Source organism: Amycolatopsis rhizosphaerae (assembly GCF_007713715.1).
GTDB lineage: Bacteria > Actinomycetota > Actinomycetes > Mycobacteriales > Pseudonocardiaceae > Amycolatopsis_E > Amycolatopsis_E rhizosphaerae.
On record NZ_VJWX01000078.1, the window covers coordinates 1 to 19,938 of the forward strand.

The 19,938-nt window shown below is 69.1% G+C and carries 12 protein-coding genes, 1 tRNA gene and 4 pseudogenes; 4 read left to right on the forward strand and 13 right to left on the reverse strand.

Annotation, left to right across the window (positions count from 1 at the left end):
* The 5 genes and pseudogenes from FNH05_RS10915 to FNH05_RS10935 form a co-directional block, all read right to left on the reverse strand.
* A pseudogene (locus tag FNH05_RS10915) lies at positions 1-773 on the reverse strand (hypothetical protein); the annotation flags it as partial.
* A gap of 163 nt (positions 774-936) precedes the next feature.
* Positions 937-4,167, reverse strand: a complete 3,231-nt coding sequence (locus FNH05_RS39740; RefSeq protein WP_281287606.1) for a TIM-barrel domain-containing protein — start codon at positions 4,165-4,167, stop codon at positions 937-939.
* A gap of 328 nt (positions 4,168-4,495) precedes the next feature.
* Positions 4,496-5,050, reverse strand: a complete 555-nt coding sequence (locus FNH05_RS10925; RefSeq protein WP_144587237.1) for a cysteine hydrolase family protein — start codon at positions 5,048-5,050, stop codon at positions 4,496-4,498.
* Positions 5,051-5,113: 63 nt separating this feature from the next.
* A complete protein-coding gene (locus tag FNH05_RS10930; RefSeq protein ID WP_144587250.1) occupies positions 5,114-6,142 on the reverse strand; it encodes a methyltransferase in 1,029 nt (342 codons plus the stop codon).
* A gap of 105 nt (positions 6,143-6,247) precedes the next feature.
* On the reverse strand, positions 6,248-6,838 hold the full coding sequence (locus FNH05_RS10935; protein ID WP_144587238.1) for a hypothetical protein: 591 nt from the start codon (positions 6,836-6,838) through the stop codon (positions 6,248-6,250).
* Positions 6,839-7,312: 474 nt separating this feature from the next.
* Between FNH05_RS10935 and FNH05_RS39195 the strand changes: the two are divergent.
* Positions 7,313-7,707 (forward strand): annotated as a pseudogene (locus FNH05_RS39195) (IS701 family transposase); the annotation flags it as partial.
* A 300-nt stretch (positions 7,708-8,007) separates the two neighbouring features.
* Here FNH05_RS39195 and FNH05_RS10950 read toward each other — a convergent pair.
* From FNH05_RS10950 to FNH05_RS10960, 3 genes and pseudogenes are all read right to left on the reverse strand, one after another.
* Positions 8,008-9,480, reverse strand: a complete 1,473-nt coding sequence (locus tag FNH05_RS10950; protein ID WP_144587240.1) for an aldehyde dehydrogenase — start codon at positions 9,478-9,480, stop codon at positions 8,008-8,010.
* Between the two features lie 39 nt (positions 9,481-9,519).
* Complete coding sequence (locus FNH05_RS10955) at positions 9,520-10,632, reverse strand: NDMA-dependent alcohol dehydrogenase (RefSeq protein ID WP_144587241.1); 1,113 nt, start codon at positions 10,630-10,632, stop codon at positions 9,520-9,522.
* Positions 10,592-11,956, reverse strand: a pseudogene (locus tag FNH05_RS10960) (NAD(P)/FAD-dependent oxidoreductase); the annotation flags it as partial. The pseudogene FNH05_RS10960 and the gene FNH05_RS10955, both read right to left, overlap by 41 nt.
* A 161-nt stretch (positions 11,957-12,117) precedes the next feature.
* On the opposite strand from FNH05_RS10960, the gene FNH05_RS10965 reads away from it, so the two are divergent.
* Together FNH05_RS10965 and FNH05_RS10970 are read left to right on the forward strand one after the other, a co-directional pair.
* Positions 12,118-13,383 (forward strand): MFS transporter, encoded by a 1,266-nt coding sequence (locus tag FNH05_RS10965; RefSeq protein WP_222426574.1) that lies wholly within the window; start codon positions 12,118-12,120, stop codon positions 13,381-13,383.
* A 2-nt stretch (positions 13,384-13,385) separates the two neighbouring features.
* Positions 13,386-14,846 carry an amidohydrolase family protein gene (locus FNH05_RS10970; protein ID WP_144587244.1) on the forward strand — a complete coding sequence of 487 codons (1,461 nt, stop codon included), beginning with the start codon at positions 13,386-13,388 and terminating at the stop codon, positions 14,844-14,846.
* Here the strand turns inward: FNH05_RS10970 and FNH05_RS10975 are convergent, their stop codons facing one another.
* The 3 genes and pseudogenes from FNH05_RS10975 to thyA form a co-directional block, all read right to left on the reverse strand.
* A complete protein-coding gene (locus FNH05_RS10975; RefSeq protein ID WP_144587245.1) occupies positions 14,847-16,226 on the reverse strand; it encodes a PucR family transcriptional regulator in 1,380 nt (459 codons plus the stop codon).
* Positions 16,227-16,776: 550 nt separating this feature from the next.
* Positions 16,777-16,980, reverse strand: coding sequence for a dihydrofolate reductase (locus FNH05_RS10980; protein ID WP_144587246.1), 204 nt, complete (start codon positions 16,978-16,980; stop codon positions 16,777-16,779).
* A 118-nt stretch (positions 16,981-17,098) separates the two neighbouring features.
* A pseudogene (gene thyA, locus FNH05_RS39200) lies at positions 17,099-17,460 on the reverse strand (thymidylate synthase).
* On the opposite strand from thyA, the gene FNH05_RS10990 reads away from it, so the two are divergent.
* Positions 17,372-18,316 carry a recombinase zinc ribbon domain-containing protein gene (locus FNH05_RS10990; protein ID WP_186382490.1) on the forward strand — a complete coding sequence of 315 codons (945 nt, stop codon included), beginning with the start codon at positions 17,372-17,374 and terminating at the stop codon, positions 18,314-18,316. The pseudogene thyA and the gene FNH05_RS10990 overlap by 89 nt on opposite strands.
* Here FNH05_RS10990 and FNH05_RS10995 read toward each other — a convergent pair.
* Together FNH05_RS10995 and FNH05_RS11000 are read right to left on the reverse strand one after the other, a co-directional pair.
* Positions 18,281-18,364 (reverse strand) — tRNA-Leu (locus FNH05_RS10995). The two genes, FNH05_RS10990 and FNH05_RS10995, sit on opposite strands and share 36 nt — an antisense overlap.
* Positions 18,365-18,605: 241 nt before the next feature.
* A complete protein-coding gene (locus FNH05_RS11000) occupies positions 18,606-19,799 on the reverse strand; it encodes a thiolase family protein (RefSeq protein WP_144587248.1) in 1,194 nt (397 codons plus the stop codon).
* Positions 19,800-19,938: the final 139 nt, after the last annotated feature.

The following is a 19,938-nucleotide window of genomic DNA, read 5'->3' on the forward strand; positions in this document are numbered from 1 at the left end:
GGCTCGGCCTCACCGGGGTGGCCGTGCAGGGCGGCCATCACCTTCTTGATCGCGGCGAAGATCTCTTCGAGTTTGCTCATCATCGGGCGCAGCGCCTCGACGGAGTTGATGAGCTTCTTGATCAGGGCGCCGATCTTCTCGATCCAGGCGGAGACCTGTTCGACGACCTGCGCGACCACGACGGGAGTGCCCAGCCCGAGCGAGCAGACCTCTTCGAGGGCGTCCTGGATGAAGTCGCCGACGGCCTGGGTGACCATGTCACGGACCATGCCGCGCACGGCGCCGGTGATCACGCCGACGATCTGCACCACGGTCGAGATGGTCTCGGCGCAGGTGGCGGCCGCGCCGAGGTGGTCGATCTTGTTCTTGAGCTGGGCGCGGTAGGTGTCGGCGGCGGTGCCGGTCCAGTGCGCCGTGTCGTGGGTGGCGGTGCCGGACAGGTCTTTGGCGGCCTTCTGCACCGCCCCCGCCACGTTCTTCCACGTCTGGGAGTAGGCGGCGATCTGGTCGGCGTCGCCGGCCAGTTGGTTGAGCGCGTCCTGCAACGGTTTGACGTGCTCGATGAGCCAGTTCAGGCCGTAGGAGATCAGGGTGCCGACCGGGTTCATCGCCATGGTCAGCAGGTCCATGCCGGTGCCGAACGCGGCGATGCCGCCCTCGATCCACGACCCCGACTGCACACCGTCGTAGACCCCGGCCGCGTCGTCGAGGACGTTGATTCCGGAATGCCAGGTTGTGGAGTCCTGTTTCGCCGCGACCAGTGGGTTGCTCATCGCAGATCCTCACCTCCACCTGCTCACCCGCCAGGGGTCCGGGCACTCGGACGCAAGAGTGGATCAGCCGGTTCCCGGGAGAGACCGCGGCAGCGCGAATTGACCCGAACAGCCGAGTCGTCCTGGTGGAAATTTCCGGAATGTCCGGCTTTCTGTGTTCCCGCTATCTCGTCAGCAACCGGATGCCGAGCGGGCGGTCGGCCGGTTCCGCCTGGGTTCGCACGGTCACGGTTTTCGTGGCCGCGTCCCAGTCCCAGCTGCGGGCGGGGCCGAGGTGGTCGTTGACGAGCACCGCCGCCGGAGGAGCCGCCGCCGTGAACCGGACGGTCCAGGTGCGGTCCGCGGGCCGGCCCGGGTAATCGCCGCGCTGCGGGGCGATCGAGAGCGTCTCGCCGTGGCGATCCTCGCGGTAGGTCATCGTGGTGGTGGCCCCGTCCGGCCGGGCCGACGTCCCGTCGTCCTCGTAGAGGGTGAACGAGCCGTCGTGCCCGCCCGTGACGGTGACCGTGAGGTCGGTCGGCGATGCGCCGCCCCCGGTCCGCGTGGTGACGATGCCGCCGGAGCGCACGAACACCGGCATGGTGTCCCAGCCCGTACTGACCTGCGCCGACGTACCTCCGTGGTAGGTGCGGCCGGTGAAGTAGTCCGTCCAGTCGCTGCCCGGCGGGAACCACACCGCCGTGGTCGCGGTCGTGCCCGGGCTGGTCACCGGCGCGACGAGAACGTCCGGCCCGTACAGGTATTCGCCGCCTGCCTGCGCGTAGGCCTCCTGCTCGCCGGGGTACTGCAGGTACAGCGGCCGCACGATGGGCAGCCCGGTGGCGGTCGCCTGCCGGGCGAGCGTGTAGGTGTAGGGCAGCAGGTCTTCGCGCAGGTTGAGGAACTTCGTGGCCGACGCGCCGGCGGCCGCCCCGTACTGCCATGGCAGCCGGTCGCTGTGGTTGGAGTGCAGCCGGTCGATCGGCTGGAACGTGCCGAACTGCACCCACCGCGCGTACAGGTCGTCGGGCAGCTTGGTGCTGCCGGGTTCGCTGCCCGGTTCCTGCAGTCCCCGCGTGTGGCCACCGATGTCGTGGCTCACGCTGGGAAGCCCGGTCGCGACGGACTCCCCGGGCGTGTAGCCGACCTCGTACCCGAGTGTGGCCCAGTCGGAGACGGCGTCCCCGGTGAAGTGCAGGGTGGTCCGTTTGTCGGCCCAGGGCCCCGTGGGCACCGTGGTGGGCGAACTGTAACCGCCGGCCTGCAAGGAGCCGTACGCGCGCGAGAAGGCGAATCCCCGGCCGATCGTCTTCGCCGTGTCGGCGGCGTACTGCTGGTTGATCCACGCATCCGGGGTCACCCCGCCGAGGCTCGAGATCGAGCCGTCGCAGCACCAGTCCAGCCACCAGAAGTCGTTGCCCTGCTGCTCCATGGGGCGGTGCAGGTCGAAATAGGCCTGCAGCTGGTCCGGGTCGCCGAAGTCGAACACGGAGCAGTCCCCACCGCCGCCGCAACCGCCGGGCTTCAGCTTCCCCTTCGCGGTCGCCTGTGCCGCCGGAAACCGCGGGTCCGAGGCCAGGATGCTCGGGTGGATGTTCAGCGTCGTGTGCAGACCCTGCTCGTGCGCCCATCGGAAGAACGCGGCCGGATCCGGGAAGCGGGAGGGGTCGATCTCCCAGCCGTTCCAGCGATTCGGCGCCTTGAAGTCCGTGTCGACGACGAGGACGTCCAGCGGAACGTGCTCGGAACGGAAACGCCGCACGATGTTCTCGAAATCCGTGGCCGTCCGGTCGTAGTACTCGGAGTACCACACCCCGTAGGCCCACTGCGGCAGCAGCAGGGCCGGGCCGGTCAGCCGGGCGAGGTCCCGCAGCGCCTGGGCGTAGTCCTGTCCGTAGGCGAAAACGTAACCGTCCTGATAGGACTTGCCGCCGTGCGACGGGCGCGGGAACACCTTCCCGGTCTGTGAGTCGTACAGCGCCGAGGCCGTGTCGTCGAGCAGCGACCAGCCGTCCTGGTACAGGATGCCCGGCGCGGTGACGGCGGTGCCGTCCACGTTGTCGAGGCCGCGGCGGTAGCCACCGAGCGCGGCGTGCGGGGCGAGCAGCGGCGAGGGCGTCGTGACGAAAGCGACGGTGTCGAGGTTGACGTGGCAGCTCGTGGCGTCGGGGCAGCCGAGGGTCACGGTGTCGGTGCCGGCCGCCAGCCAGACCGGCACGGCGACGGTCCGCCACGAGTTCCAGCTGCTTGTCGGCGCGAGTGTCGCCGTCGACGGGGTGCCGTCGCCGACCCGTACCGAGAGGGTGCGGGGCTGGACCGGATCCGTACCGGCGATCGCGTTGGCGTAGCGCAGTTGCAGGGCGTACTGGCCGTCCTCCGGCACGCCGGTCACGGTGAGGGTATCGGATGCTCCCACCTGTTCGAGGCCCGCCAGGAAGCCCTTTCCGGAGTACCCGTCGTGGTCGTCGGCGAGGCGGGCCCCTCCGGCCGGGGCGCCTTGCTCGGCCTCGCAGAGGGAGCCGAAGGAGCAGGAAACGGCGGGGGGCGGCGTGGGCTGGGGATAGGAAGCACCCTGCGCCAGCAGGGCAAGGCTGTCGATGTTGACGTTGCCGGAGTCGGCGGCGGCCCGCTCGACGGTCACCTGGTGTTCCCCGGCGGTCATCGCGAGCGGGACCGTGGCCAGCGCCCAGGTGTCCCAGTCGGCGGTGGTGGGCAGCGAGACGGTGTGCGCGTCGCCGCCGTCCACGCGCACCGTGAGCGTGCGCAGCGTGTGCTGCCCGTCGCCTCCGGTTCCGTTGGCGTAGCGCAGATCCAGCTGGTAGTCGCCCGCGGCCATGGCGTCCGTGCGGAACGTCAGGGAGTCGCCGGTGCTCTGGAAGCCCGCCGCGAAGCCCTGCCCGGTGTAGCCGCGGTGGTCGGTGGCCACGCCCGGACCGGCCAGCTGCGTGTCCTCCGCCTCGCACAGGGTGGCGAACGGGCAGACGGGCGCCAGTTTCCCGGCCCAGGGGTGAGCGGTGACGGCCTGCGCGCCGGTGCGCAGCCGGACGGTCAGGTTGTCGTCGCCGAACGGGCCGGACCCGAGCTTGTACCGCAGTTCCACCGCGCTGGTCCGGAGGGTCAGCCAGCCGTCCTTCGTCGTCTGTGTGAAAGGACTCCAGCCGAAGTCGGCGCGACCGACGGCGTTGAACGTGCCGGTGTCGACGAAGGCGGAATCGCCCGCGTACTCGGTCCGGATGAGCGTGGGAGACAGGACCTCGAACCGCGCCTGCCCGGCGGTCACCACCCGCGCGGGAGAACGGGAAGGCGGAGCCGCGACCGCCGCCACGCCCGAGGTCGCCAGTGCGGCCACCGCGCACACCACGGCGAGCAGCATCGCCGAGGTCCGCCGCCGGAGAATCCGTGTCCGAGTCGCCACCACTGCCTCCTCGACAAATCCCAGGCGACCGTATCCCGGCAAGGATCGAGAACGAACGACTGCCGGCGATCCTGTCCGATTCCTGTCTGGTCGATTGGTCCGGACCTTCTACCGGCGGAGCGGCGCGCGATGCCGACTGCGGGGCCACCGCGCTGTTTTCCTTGCAGCGAGCGGGAAGAGTGTTGTCGATCGGGATGGCGCCGCGTGCGACCCTGGAGCTGTTGTCGCAAGCATTGGGTGCGCCGTGACATCGCCGTGCTCGCGCCAAAAGGAGGGCGAACAGTGTTGGGCCCGCACCGGCAGCTCGGGAGTGCGGGCCCAACGCGGGTCATCGTGGTTCTGCGGGCCAACCGGCGCAGGGGACGACCTCGAATCCCCGGCTGGGGAAGACGGCGTCCATGAAGAAGTCGTGCATTGCCGGATCCCCGTCGGCGCAACCGTCCCGCAGCACGGTCACCTGGTAGCCGCGGTCCGCCGCGTCGTAGCATGTCGCGGCCACCATGGCGCTGGTCGCGACTCCGGCGATCGCGAGAGTGCCGACGCCGCGCGAGCGCAGCACGAGGTCGAGATCCGTACCGGCGAAGGCGCTGGCGCGGCGTTTCAGCACCACGACGTCCTCGTCGGCGACCGGCAGATCGATCTCCGTTCCGGCCGCTCCCTCGTGGAAGGCGTCCCCGGCTTCGTAGAACGTCTTGAGTAGTTCGTTGTCCGGCGGCACATCGGCCCCGTTGGCCCGGAAGGCGAAGTGCACGAACACCACGAGGGCGCCCGCCGCGCGGGCGCGCGGGAGCAGGTCGGTGAGCGGCGGCACGACCTGCCGGGCGAACGGGTAGTTGCCCGTGATGCCCCGCTGGAGGTCACCGATGATCAGTGCGGTGGTCACGACAGCTCCCGTCCAACTGTTCCCTCCGGCGCCCCGAGGCGTCGCCGGTCGACTGTGTTGATCTTACTGGTGATGCGGGGGCCGCTGAACCGGTTTTGCCGACGGAGCCGGTGACGAACAGGGCGCCGCGGTGGCGAGCCGGAACTCGAGCAGGCAGCGTTGGCCGGTCAGATCGGTGACGGTGTCGAGGGCCAGTCCGTGTGCCGAGGCGAGCGTGCGGAACTCGTCGATCCGGCGCTCGCGGCCGCCGTGGATCACCAGCATGGACAGGTCCATCTCGGTGATGGCCCGGCGCCCGCCGACCGGTTCGATGACCAGGACGCGGCCGGCCGGGTGGGCGGCCTCGGCGCACCGGGCGAGGATGCGGTGGGCGTGCTCGTCGTCCCAGTCGTGGAGGATGTCGACCAGCAAGTACGCATCCGCCGCCGAGGGGAGTGGGTCGAAGAAGCTGCCCGCGGTCGCCTCCGCCCGGTCGCCGAGAAGGTGAGCGCGGAAGGTGTGCCGGGCGTCGGCCGCGGTGGGTGCGAGATCGATCAGATGGCCGCGTAGCCGGGGGTGGGCTGTCAGGATCGCGGCGAGCAGGGTGCCCCGGCCACCGCCGACGTCGACGATGGTGGAAAACCGCGACCAGTCGACGTTGGCGACGATCTGGGGGATCTGTTCGTCCAGCCGCAGGGTCATCTGCCGGTCGAACGAGTCACGCAGCCGGGGGTGTTCGGCGAGGTCGGCCCAGAAGTCCTGCCCGTAGCGCCGGGAGTAGGCCGCTTCACCGGTGGTGATGCTGTGGGCGAGTTCGACGAAGGCCAGTTCGGCGCGGCCGGCGGCGGAATCGAGGTGCAGGAGGAGGTTGGTGAAACCGTTTCCGGCCCCGGCGCAGAGGTTCGCGCCGAATTCGGTGGTCCGGTAGCCGGTGGAGGTCCGGTCCACGACCCCGAGGGTGGTGAGGTGGCCCAGCAGGAGGCCGAGCGCGACCGGGGAAACGTCGAGTTCGACCGCGAGTTGACCGGCGGTGGCGCCGCTGCCGAGGAGCCGGTCCGGCAGCCCCAGAGTGACCGCGACCCGCAGGGCCATCGGTGTCGCGAGCCCGGCCATGCGGCGGAGCGCCTCCGCGTCATCGTTGTTGTGTCCCACGGAGAGGCACTGTGCCAGGCCCGTCAAGCGAAATCCCGTTCCGGACCGGGGGAGACGAACTCACAGTCAGTATTCCCAGCGGTTGTATTTGCCGTCGCGGCGGCAGGTGATGCTCGCCCCGTTGGTGGCCGTGGTGGTGACGCCGAGGTTGGTTTTGCTGCAGAACTCGCCCGCGCGGTACTTCCCGGCCAGCGGGTCGGTGTTCGACGGCGGTTCCTGCTGCGCGGGCGCCGGTGCGGGCGGCTCCGGCTGGGTCGATGCGGGCGCGGGCGGGGGAGCGGCCTGTGTGGTGGTCGGCTGGTTGAGGCCGAGCGCGGTTTCCGCGGTGGTCCAGTCGGTGGCGATGGCCTGCTGGGCGGTCGCGAGGGTGATGCGGTGGTCGCAGACGGCGCGGTTGAGCGCGCTCTCGACGGCGTCCTTGTCGTTGGGGGTCTTGCCGTTGTCGTATTCGGGCCACAGGTTCTTCGGGTCGGTGGGGTTGCCGCCGAGTTCGAGGGGGATGAGGTGGTCTTCCTCGTAGTCGCGGGGGTTGGTGTCGCTGTAGCCATAGTCGGTGATCTGCTGGCGTTTGAGCTGGTCGGTGTAGGAGGCGGGTGGCCGGATCGTCTTGGTCCAACCCGGCTTGCACGCGGTCTGATCCAGGGTCGCCTGGGTCACGTCCGGATTGACTACGCCTGGGGTGCAGGACGAGTCGGGCAGCGGCTGGCCGTTCTCCGTGCGCAGGTGACAGCTGCCTGCAGCGGCCGCCTCCGTCTGCGCGGCACTGGCCGGCGCACCACCGCTTCTGGTGTCGGCACCGGGCTGCTGCTCGTCGGGGCAACCGTGCTGTATCGGGGACTCGCGCTGTGGAAGGGGCGCCGGTCCAAGGTCGCCACGCTGGACGTGGGCCACGACGGTTCCCTGCGCTGGCCCGGTTGCTGCCCGGCCTCGCCCGCCATGAGCGCTCATCGCCGGGGCGCGGCCGCGCTGCTCTCCCATGTCCTCGGCACCGACCCCGCGCCGGCGTGGCTACTCGATGCGGCACCGACGTCGGCGGCGGGTCTGGTGCTGGATCTCGTGCCGGATGCGGCGCGGTCGGCGCAGGCGCTGGAGATGGCGTTGCTCGGCTGCGCCGTCGGCACCCGCCACGACGCGGCTGTCCCGGACCGGACGGTGTGGCCGCTGCTGTCGCAGCCGCTGGTCGAGCTCGGGTTGCGGACGCCGGAATACGACTGGGCCCGCGTCCCGATCCATACCGGGTGGCGACTGGGCCGGGGCAGTGGCTGCTGCCGCGGCGCTCGATCAGCAATCCGGCCGAGATCGCCTACTACCTGGGCTACTGGCCCCGCCGCTCGACTCTGCTGGACCTGGCCTGGATAGCCGGGTCCCGATGGCGGATCGAGGAATGCTTCCAGCAAGCCAAAAACGAGGCTGGGCTCGACCACTATCAGGCCCGCCCCTGGCGGGCCTGCTATGCCCACATCACCCTTTCGATGCTGGCCCACGCCTGGCTCGCCGCGAGTAGAACCTTGGCTGTAAAAGGGTAGTCGCACCAGCGATCAAGGCATGATCGGCTACACACTCCCCGAGATCCGCCGCCTGTTGATCAACCTGGTCCACCGCTACCTTCCCGATGCCTGGCACGTCTGGCACTGGTCACCAGTACTAGACGCAACCTGGTTCGTCCGAACAACGCGAGGCTGGCCCCGAGGTCGGCGAGAACCGCGGGCGATTCCGAGGTTGGCCCCGCTGTCGCCACCACTGATGAAGACGGCGTTGTCGCCTCGGGAGGACCTCCGGCAGATAATGGGCGGTCACAGGGGGCAGCCTTCGTGGCAGTGCCGAGGTCAAAGACGGTCGGCGCTGACGTAGATCGACTTGTACTCGAGGTAGGCGTCCAGAGCCTCCGGCCCGAGCTCGCGTCCGATCCCCGAGTCCTTCATGCCCCCGAACGGTGAGCCGGCGTCGAGCGCGTAGTAGTTCACCCCGATCGTCCCGGTGCGGATTCGGCGCGCCACATCGATGCCGCGCTCCTCATCGGTGGTAAACACCGAGCCGCCGAGGCCGTAGTTGGAATCGTTGGCGATGGCGACGGCCTCATCGTCGCCGTCGAACGGAATCACCGCGAGAACCGGGCCGAATACTTCTTCGCGGGCCAACCGGTCAGAATTGTCGACGTCTGCGAACACGGTCGGCTCGACGAACCAGCCGCGGTCGAGGTTCTTGGGCCGTCCGCCGCCGGAGACAAGGCGGGCACCGGAGTCGCGAGCCGCGTCTATGTAACTGAGCACCCGGGCGAGCTGGTGCTCGCTGGCCATCGGGCCGATCTGGGTGCGCTCGTCGAGCGGATCCCCGACGACCAGGTCACGCGTGTGCTCGGCCAGGGCCTCGACGACCTCGGCATAACGGGAGCGCGCGACCAGGATCCTGGCCTGGGCGGTGCACGTCTGGCTGTTGTTCATAAACGTGGTCCCGGCCAGGCCCGTCAGGAATGTCTGCAGGTTGCCGTCATCGAGAAAGAGGGAGGCGGACTTACCTCCGAGCTCCAAGGTGACCCGGCGGACCAGCCGACCGCATTCAGCACCGATGAGCCGCCCGGTAGGGGTGGAGCCGGTGAAGGCGATCTTGTCGACTTCCGGGTGCGAAACGAGCGCCGCGCCGGCCTCCGGCCCGGCGAGCACGATGTTGAGCACGCCCGGCGGAAGCCCTGCCTCCCTCGCCGCTTCACCCAGCACATAGGAGTCGAGCGCCGTCTCCGGCGAAGGCTTCAGCACGACGGTGCATCCGGCCGCCAATGCCGGGGCGATCTTCACCATCGCCAGCAGTTGCGGGTAGTTCCATGCCGTGATGGCGCCGACGACACCGACGGGTTCCCGGCGGACGATGGTGGCACCCACCTCGCTGGGCCGGATCTCCTCCAGCGCGATCCCCGTGATCAGCCTGGCGTACATGTGCAGCAGGCCGACTGGGGCGGCGCCGTTGGCCAAGGGCGACAACGCCATCGGCATGCCGTTCTCGCGGGAGACCAGCTGGGCGGTGGCATCGGCGCGGGCGGCGAGCCGCTCGGCGAACCGGAGCATGATTTCCGCTCGTTCGGCCGGGGTGGTCCTCCCCCAAGGACCCTTGGCGAGGGCGGCGCGCGCGGCCAGTACGGCGGTATCGATGTCGGCGGCGCTCCCCATCGCGGCCGTGCCGAGTGGTTCGCCGGTAGCGGCCTCGAGGGCGCGGATTGTTTCGGTCCCCTGTGGTTTGACCCAGTCGCCGTTGATGAAGAAGCGGGTGCGGTCGAGTTCGGTCTGTCTGGCGACGGTGACACTCATGATTGCTCCTGGGGTAGATGTGTCCGTGTGGAGGGCGGATCAGTCGAAGATGACGACGCCGCGCAGGTTGCGGCCCGCGTGCATGTCCTCGAAGCCCTGGTTGACCTCGTCGAGGGTGTAGGTCCGGGTGACGAGTTCGTCGAGTTTGAGGGAACCCTCCTGATAGAGCCGGAGCCACTTGAGGATGTCGGCGCTCGGGGAGGACGAGCCGAACAAGGCTCCCTGGATCCGCTTCTGCATCATGGCCAGTTCGACCAGCGAGACAGGGATGCCGATGGTCGCCCCGGCCCCGGTCACGACGACGGTTCCGGCCTTCCGGATCGAGCCGAACGCCTGCGCGACGTGCGTCCCTTCCGTGACGCCGACGGTCACGACGGCGACGTCGGCGCCCTGACCGGCGGTGTGGTCGCGTGCCGACTCGGTGGCTTCCTCCATGGAGGCGTACGCCTCCGTCGCCCCCAGCTCCAGGGCCTTCTCTCGCTTGAACGCCACCGGATCGACCGCGATGACATGACTCGCCCCCGCGTGCGCCGCACCCTGGACCGCGTTGATCCCGACCCCGCCGATACCCATGACCACGACGGTGTCCCCGGGCTGGACGTCTCCGGCGTTCACGGCGGAGCCCCAGCCCGTACCGACCCCGCAACCCACCAGACACGCCTTGTCGAGCGGGATGTCTCGAGGGATCTTCACTGTCGACAACGTGCTCGCCGTGGTGTAGCGGGAGAAGGTCGAGACTCCGCACATCTGCGCGACGGGGCGGCCGTCCAGATGCATTCGGAAGCTGCCCGGCTCGGTGACGCGATCGCCCTCGAGGATCCTGGCACCGGCGTCGCACAGGTTTTGCTTCCCGGCGGCGCACCAGCGACAGCGGCCGCACCCGGGAAGGAAGGAGAACACCACGTGATCGCCGACCTCGAAGCCCGGCGTGTTCGGTCCGACCTGCTCGACCACACCCGCACCTTCGTGACCACCGCAGATCGGGTAGGTCCCGGACGGCAGATCGCCGGTCACCACGTGGTCGTCGGAGTGGCACAGCCCGGAGGCGGCCAGCTTGACCAGCACCTCGCCTTGACGGGGCTCTTCGAGATCGAGTTCGACGATTTCCCACTTACCGGGAGCTTGCCTGAGAATTGCTGCTTGCGTCTTCATAGGAAGTTCCTTCCAGGATTCGTTGGGTGCTGGTGACCTGCCGTGCGTGGGGTTTTTGGCGACGGATGGGGCGGCCACGACGGCCAGGACTGAACGGAGCCAATTCGGGCACGGGCACTCCAGTCATGACCTGCTCGGCAAGCAGCTTCCCTGTGACCGGGCCGAGGGTGAGGCCCCACATGCCGTGTCCTCCGGCCACGTACACGCCCTGGAGCCGGGTAGAACCGATAAGAGGGAGGCCGTCCGGGGTGAGTGGGCGGGGGCCGACCCAAGGGGCCGTGACGTCGGTCAGGTCGACGCCGTCGAGCAACGGTTCCACCGACCGGAGGATGGCTTCGAGGCGCTGCCGCGCGAAAGGAGCGTCACGGTCGGTGATCTCCATGGTGCCCGCCAGACGGGCACCGCCCCGGTACGGCGTGATGGCGACCCGTACTCCTGGCAAGTAGGCAGGGGCGGTCAGGGGCTCGCGAAGGCGGACTGTGCAGGAGTAGCCGCGGCCGGCCTGGACGGGGACACGGACACCCAGTGCCCGGGCCAGTTCCGGTAACCAAGCGCCGGTCGCGAGGACGACGGCGTCGGCCGGATAGGGTGCCTCGCTCCAGGTATCGACCTGGAGGCCGCCCGGGCCGAACCCGACCGCGCGGACCGCGGCACCGGCCACGATCCGGCCGCCTCCCGACCGGACGGAATCGGCGAGCGAGTCGAGGACCTGGCCCGGATCGACGTAGCGTTGACCGTGCAGTTCGACGACCTGCTCGATCCGGGACGAGAACGGCGGGCCCGCTTCGGCCGGCCCATAGTCCACTCCCTGGCCGGCAGCACGAACCGCGTCCAACTCGTGCCGCAGGCCCGCTGTGTCCTCGCCGTGCCGGAACCCGATCCGGATCGGCGCCTCGTGGGTGCGTATCGCGACCCCACCTTCGGCCAGTTCGTCGAACGCCGCGATGCCGGCCCGGGCCAGCGGAGTGAGCGCGGCCAGCGACCGCCTCCATCGCCCGGCGGTCGCGTTGCGGGCGAACCGGGCGAGGAACGCGGCGGTGGTGGCGGACAACCGCGGGGCAACCGCGAGCGGCGATCCCGGGTCGGCGAGTCCGCGTAAGCCTTCGCGAAGCAGCGCGGGTTCCGGCAACGGCACAGTCATGGCCGGGGACAGGTAGCCGGCATTACCCCATGAGGCTCCGGCTCCGACCCCAGACCGGTCCAGCACAGTCACGTCCGCGCCGTGCCGTTGGAGGTACCACGCACAGGAGAGGCCGACGATACCGGCGCCGACGACGACGACGCGGTGGGGTGGACGGGGGATCACGAGGATTCGCCTCCTTGTGCGGCATGTTCGGTCCCTCGATGGTCAGGGCCCCCAGCCACACAGCGCACTGTGCGATCCACCGAAACGAAGGCCACGTTGTCGGCCGATCCCACGAACACACCTGGCGGGTGACTGACCGCACAATTCCTCAACCGTCCAACCATGGGAGGAGCGCCGGAGTGAGTTCCCACAGCACGCCCGCAGCCGTTCGGCAGACGGAGCGAACGACGATCGCCCTGCTATCCGGCGTCTACATCATCGACTTCATCGACCGCGTGATGATCGCGGTGGCGTTGCCACTGATCGGTGCCGAGTTCGGGCTTCCGCGCACCACACAGGGGCTGATCGTGTCCGCTTTCGCGATCGCCTACACGATCGGCCAGCTGCCCGGCGGGCTGCTCGCCGACCGCGTCGGCGCCCGCCCGCTCCTGGTGATCTCGCTGATCGCCTGGTCAGTCTTCACTGCCGCGACCGGATTCGCGCCGGGCCTTCTCATCCTCCTCCTACTCAGGATGCTGTTCGGGATCGCGCAGGCACTGTTCCCCGCAGCGTCGTTCAAAGCCCTCGCGGAACGCACCACGCGCGAGGCGCGCAGCCGCAGTGCCGGGCTGATCCTCTCCTCGAATTACCTCGGCGCCGGGCTCGGCCCGCTCATCGTGGCGCCGCTGGTGGTGGCCGCTGGATGGCGGCACACGTTCTGGATCATCGCGGCCGGCGGGCTGATCATCGGTGTAGTGTTGTGGCGGCTGTTGCCGCCGCCACTGTCCCGGGACCTGACCGAGCAGGGCGACCACCCGGCCCCCGCGGTCGGCGGCCGAGTGCCGATGTCCCGTGTCCTGCGCAACGGTCTGGTGGTGCGGTGCGCAGTGATGTTCGGCTGCTTCAACATGCTGGTCTACGGCATGATCACCTGGGTGCCGTCCTACCTCGTCGTGGCGAAGGGGATGTCGCTGGTGAAGGCCGGGGTATCCGCTGCCGTACCTCAACTGATCTCCGCTATCGCGGTGGTGATCGGGGGCTGGCTGATGAGCCGCCGTTTCGACCAGCGCCCGCGTGTCCTCGTGGTGCCCGCGCTCGTGATCGCGGCCGCCCTGCTCGTCCCGATGCTGCTGGCCACGTCGACGACGATGTTCACCGTGCTGCAGACTTTGGCGATGTTCAGCAGCGCGCTCGCCACGATCGGCATCATCGGGCTTCCGCTGCGGGTGCTCCCACGCGACGTTGTCGGCTCGGGTTTCGGCGTGGTCAACACGGGTGGGCAACTGGCCGGCGTGCTCGCGCCGCTGGTGATGGGCTGGCTTGCGGATCAGTTCGGATTCGCCGCGGCATTCGGGTTCCTGGCCGCCACCACGCTGGCGGCCGCACTGATCTCGCTGACCACCCGTCCCCGGAACGCGGAGCAGGGCGTATCCGCGACGACGACGGCAATGGAGGGAGTGCGTTGAGGGTGCACGATCTTGTCATCAAGGGCGGTCGCGTCGTCGATCCCGCCTCGGGCACCGATGCCGTCCTCGACATCGGTATCGTCGGCGACTCGATCACGGCTGTTGGACCCGACCTGGACGGCGCGCGGGTGGTCGACGCCCGCGGCCGCGTGGTCGCCCCGGGATTCATCGACCTGCACAGTCACTGCGAGGACATCCCTGGCATGCGCCTGCAGGCACTCGACGGCGTGACCACCGCACTCGAACTCGAAGTCGGCAGGCACCCGGTTGCCATGGCATACGAGCGGGCGGCCCGCGCCGGGCGTCCGATCAACTACGGCTTCTCCGCGAGTTGGGGCGCGGCCCGGCTCCAGGTCGTGGGAGGGGTCAAGGCGACCGGCACGATGCGGGACGTGCACACCGCCATGACCGTCCCCGAGTGGCAGCGAGAGGCGGCACCGGCCTTGGTCGACCAGGTCATCGCACTCGTCGAGGAGGATCTCGCAGCCGGGGCCCTCGGCGTCGGCCTCCCGGTCGGGTACGCCCCTCGGATCGCCCCGGCCGAATATCTCGCGGCCGCGGCCGCTGCCGCACGGGCAGGCCGCCCGACGTACACCCACGCTCGTGAGCTTGTCGAGCAGGACCCGGCCACCCCGATCGACGGGGCGGAGGAGATCGTCCGCGCCGCGGCCGAGACTGGCGCTCACATGCACTACTGCCACATCAACAGCACCTCCGGCTGGCACCTCGACCGCGTGCACGCCACGGTTTCCCGGGTGCGGGCCGCCGGTTCGCTGGTTTCCACCGAGGCCTACCCCTACGGCAGCGGGATGACCGGCATCGGCGCCGCGTTCCTCGCGCCAGAACTGTTGGACCGGCGCGGACTCACCCCCTCGTCGATCCAGCACCTGGCCAGCGGCCGCCGGATGGCCGACGCCGAAGAGTTGCGCCGCATGCGCGCCGAGCACGGCGGCGAGTGGGCCTTCGTGCACTTCCTCGAAGAGTCCGACCCCGCGGCCTCTGAACTGCGGGCCAAGGCGATGCTCTTCGAAGACACCGCGGTCGCCTCGGATGCGATCGAACCGCTCTGGCGAAGCACGCCACGAGATCCGCTCGCGTGGCCGCTGCCGCCGGACGTGGTGAGCCATCCGCGCACCGCAGGCACCTACGGGCGGACCCTGCGGACGGTGGTGCGAGAGACCGGGGCGCTGAGCCTGATGGAAGCGATCCGGCGGTGCAGCTTGATCCCTGCGGAGATCGCCGCGCGCGGCGTCCCGGCGCTGACCCGCAAAGGGCGTCTACAGCCGGGCGCCGACGCCGACATCGTGGTGTTCGAACCCGGCACGGTCGCCGACAACGCCACCTACACCGACACTGTCCGTCCGACCAGTGGATTCGACTATGTGATCGTCAACGGCAAGCCTGTGGTGCGGGACGGAACGCTCGACCTCGCAGCCCTGCCGGGCCGGGCGGTCCGGGCCTGATCATCGGCGATTCCTTCGGAAGCCGTGCAACCTCAGATCGATCATCGCGGCGAGTCGGACGTCGGGATCCCGCAGATCTACCCCGGCGATGTCGCTGAGCCGCGTCAGCCGGTACCGGAAGGTGTTCGGGTGCACATGCAGGGCCGCGGCCGCCTTGCCGACATCGCCGAAATGGTCGAGGTAGGCGGCGAGCGTCCCCACCAGATTGGCGTGGTGCTCTGCGTCGTGCCCCAGTAGGACAGCGACGGGGCTGTCCTCGGGCAACTCGCGCCCACCGATGCCGTCAGCGAGGCGTAGCACCATGAGGTCGGTGCGCACCGAGCGGACCGACGCGGTGGGCCGGTCACCGGGAGACAACAACCTCAGGATGTCGTCCGCGTCGGTCCGGGACAGGACAACGTCGGCCGGCTCGCCCACCAGCCGGCCGACACCCGCCCGCAGCGGGGCCCGGGAGCCGGATCGATCCACGAACTCGTCGATCACGCGAAGCGCTGCCTTCTCATCCACAGCGGGGAGAAGGCCATAAACAATGTCGCCGAGTGTCGTCACCGCAGTTGCCCGGTGCGCCAGTCGAAGGTGAAGACCGAGCGCGTCCGACACGCGGTTGAGCTCAGCCGCGCGCTCCGCCTCGGCGGCCCCCGAGATCAACTCGACCGCCACAACGCAGACCGTCAGCCCGAGGACGCCGAGGCGCTGCGCGAATTCCGCTACCTCACCGTCGTTGGTCAGCAGGGCCTCGAATTGTTCGGCACGCAACCGGGAACCAGCCGACGCGACCGCACGTTCGCGCAACAGGTGCAGCGCGACGATCTCAGCCGCGGCGCGAAAAGCTCGCAGCCGGATGCCGGACAACGGTTCCTGTACGACCGCCCAGATATATCCAAGGATGGTGGTCCCGGCGCGCACCGCGACCACCATCCGCGGCTTGTGGCCCGGAAAGACAGCCGGCACGAACACCGGATTGCTGCTCGTCTCGAGCTCGCCGAAGACGTCCCACTCGGCCAGCCGCTCCTGGTAGCGCTCGGGCACCTCTCTGCCGAGCACCGTGCGGACTCGGCCTTCGTCGGTGTCCTCCTGTCCGCCCGAGAAGGCCAGCATGCGGGATGCCGGGTCCTCGATGGTGACCGGTGCGGCGACAAGGGCAGCGATCTCGTTCGCGAGCTGGAACAGATCCCCGGGCTCGCCGTCGGCGGATTGGGCCTTCGACGGGCCCAACAACCGGTGCAGCAGCAGGAAAAGCTGCTCCCAGGCGACGCCGCCACCCACCTCGACCAAAGTCACCCTCGCCGCATCGGCGGCGGAAGCCACGGCGGGATCCGTGGCGACCGGTTCCTTCACCAGCAGAGCGGCTGCCCGCGCGGATGCCAGGTCGGTGAGCACCGCGGCCGCGGTATCGAGGTCCGCCACACCTACGCCGAGGACGATGCCGTTCGGCGAGATCGCCCGCGGCTCCCTCGGGTCATGGATGATCACGCTTTCGACTGGTCGATCGGACCGGCCCGCGACCACTCGGAGCAATGTCGGGCCGAGATCACGGATGATCTTGGCCAGCGGTGCGGGCGTCCCGCCCACGGCAGGCCGAACCACGCCAGGTGGACCATTGTTCACCGGGGGCACGACAACTCGCGGTAGGACCGGTTCAACGGGAGGATTTCCTCGATCAAGTTTGTCACGCTATCGCCGATCTCAAAGGTGGTCACACCGGCTTCACCCTAACTGACCTCGGCTTCGTTCTTCGGCGGGTCAGCCCAAGCTGGCGGGCTACGCCATAGACAGTCAAGGGGTCATCCACCTGGATCCCTCTGACTTCAGCCCCGGCCTCTGCCAGACGCCATGGCCAGCAGCAGTTCCAGAGCCGGACGGGCCAACGATCGACCGTTGAATAGGCGGGCCCACCAGTACCCGGATTTCCGCACGGCTCTGGAGGGGGTCAGTCCCGGGTCAAGAGTCGGTAGTGCAGCCCGGTCGACGACTCCTGCCACGCTCCCACGGAGTCCGGCGAGCGCCCCGCGTCCGGCGCGTGCGTGTCACCTTCGAAGAACTTCTTGATCTCGGTGACCACGATCCGCTCCGCGAACGGCAGCGCCGCCCGATACAGCGCGGCGCCGCCGATCACCCACAGGTCCCCGGACACCGCGGGCGATGTGTTCGTAGGTGTAGTCGAACAGGCTGTCCGCCGGCTTCAGTCGCAGCGTGAGGAACGGCCGTGCTTGGCGTGCGAGTTGCGTGCGGAACTGGTCCTCGTGATTGTTTTAGATGTGGCAGTCGCCGCCGATCCAGACGAAGTCACCGACGCCGAGGCCTACCTGCTCGGCGATCATGTGTGTCAGTAGTGCGTAGCTGGCGATGTTGAACGGCACACCGAGGAACAGGTCCGCGCTGCGCTGGTACAGCTGGCAAGAGAGTTTGCCGTCGGCGACGTAGAACTGGGAGAACGCGTGGCACGGTGGCAGCGCTATCCGTGGGATTCGGCGACGTTCCACGCGCACACGATGATCCGCCGGGAGTTGGGATTCTTGCGCAACGTGCGCAGCACCTCGCTAATCTGGTCGACGTGCCCGCCGTCCGGGGTCAGCCAGGTGTGGAACAAGCAACGCAAGGACGAGGTGCTCATCGACGTCGAGGATGTCGCGCTGGGGCATGAGGCGAAGATGCGGTGGAACCCGTGCGACAAGTGGGTCTTCTCCGAGGCGATCGTGCACGACCCGCTGATCGGCACCGACACGTTCGAACGCGCCCAAGAGGTGATGGCGGCGAAGGGTGCGGGGCGTAACATGAGGGAGCGTCACCGCACCCGCAACCGGTATGTGTTGCGCGGGCTGGTGCACTGTGGGTTGTGCGGGCGGCGGATGCAGGGGCAGCAAAGCCGTGAGCAGTTGTTCTACCGCTGCCGCTTCCCGAATGAGTACGGCCTGGCGAACAAGGTGCGGCACCCTCGCAACGTGTATCTGGCCGAACGAGACCTCGTTGGCCCGTTGGATGACTGGCTCAGCACCTGCTTCGCACCCCACCGGCTGCGCGACACCATCGACGCACTGCACCAAGCCCAGGCCGACGTCGAGGCCGACCCCGCAGTGCTGGCCGCCACCCGCACCGTTGAGGAGTGTGACCGCACCCTGGCGCGTCACCGCGCCGCGCTGGAAGCCGGGGCGGATCCACAACTGGTCGCGAGCTGGATGGCCGAGACCCAGGCACGCCGAGCCGAAGCCCTGTCACGCTCCGCACCAGGCACTGCCCGGCGGAAGATGTCCCAGGAGGAGATCCAGGCCCTGGTCGATGGGCTGGTCAGCATTCGGCAGGTCCTGGCCGCGGCGGATCCCGACGACAAGGCCGAGGTCTACCGCAGGCTCAACCTGCGGGCGACGTACCATCCCGGAAAACGAACTGTGCGGGTCGAGACGAATCTCGACCCGCACAGTTGGGGTTATGGTCTGTGTCCGAGGGGGGACTTGAACCCCCACGCCCGTTAAGGGCACTAGCACCTCAAGCTAGCGCGTCTGCCATTCCGCCACTCGGACTTGATGTGGAATAGATTAGCCGACGTTCTGGAGCCCCGACACAGGGGGGTCATAACAGTCCGTCGATGGGGTTGCGATATAAGTACCTGTTTGCCACTGACTGTGACCGGTGCGAGGTGGGCTGGGTCGGGACCTGGTCGCTGTGCGTAGGTGGGTGGGTAGTGCCATGGGGACTTTGGCGAGCAACCGACGACACGAGGGGAGCCCCGGCGGACCGGGACTCCCCTGAGCGGGCCGGATGTCAGAGACGTTCGACGATGGTGGCGTTGGCCAGGCCGCCGGCCTCGCACATGGTCTGCAGGCCGTAGCGGCCGCCGGTCTGTTCGAGTACGGACAGCAGGGTCGTCATCAGGCGGGCTCCACTGGCGCCGAGCGGGTGGCCGATGGCGGTGGCGCCGCCGTGGACGTTGACCTTCGCAGGGTCCGCGCCCGTTTCGGCGAGCCAGGCCAGCACGACGCTGGTGAAGGCCTCGTTGACCTCGAACGCGTCGACGTCGGCCAGGGACAGTCCGGCGCGGTCGAGCACCTTGCGCGTGGCCGGGATGATGCCGGTGAGCATGAACAGCGGGTCGTCCCCGACCACGGTCATGGTGTGCAGCCGGGCCTTCGGGCGCAGGCCGAGGCGGGCGGCGGTCTCGCTGCTGGTGATCAGCACGGCCGCGGCCCCGTCGTTGACGGGGGAGGAGTTGCCCGCGGTGACCTTCCAGTCGAGGTGGGGGAAGCGCTGCTCCCACAGGTCGGCCCGGAACGAGGGTTTCAGACCGGCCAGGATCTCCACCGAGGTGCCGGGGCGGATGGTCTCGTCGCGTTCCAGTCGTACCAGGGTGCCGTCCGCGCCCGGGGCCTTCGGGAACGAGACCTCGCCCGCGAAGCGGCCTTCGGTCCACGCGGTGGCCGCACGGCGGTGGCTTTCCGCGGCGAACTCGTCCAGCTGCGTGCGCGAGAGGTGCCACCGGTCCGCGATCAGTTCCGCGCTCACGCCCTGGGGCACCAGGCCCTCCGGGTATCGGGCGGCCGCCTCGCTGCCGATGAAGTCCCTGCCCGCGGTCTGGCTGCCGATCGGCACGCGGCTCATCGACTCCACCCCGGAGGCGATCACGACGTCGTATGCCCCGCTGATCACGCCCTGTGCGGCGAAGGAGATCGCCTGCTGGCTGCTGCCGCACTGCCGGTCCACGGTGACCGCGGGAACCGATTCCGGCAGGCCCGCCGCCAGTGCTGCCCACCGTGCCGTGTTGGCGCTCTGCTCGCCGATCTGCCCGACCGCCCCGCTGATCACGTCGTCCACGGACGCCGGGTCGATCCCGGTCCGTTCGACGAGCGCGCGAAGGGCGTGCGCGTGCAGATCGACCGGGTGGATACCGGACAGTGCGCCGCCGGGTTTGCCCTTGCCGATCGGTGTCCGCACCGCGTCGACGATGACCGCGTCCCTCATGGGGCTCGACCTCCTTGCAGAGATGATCTACTCGTCGGTAACGTTAAACAGCTAAGTTGGATTTCACAACTCACTGGAGACGGGGGTCACCCAGGTCGGGACGGCAGACGGGAAAGGGCCGTGAGGGGGGGCACTGACG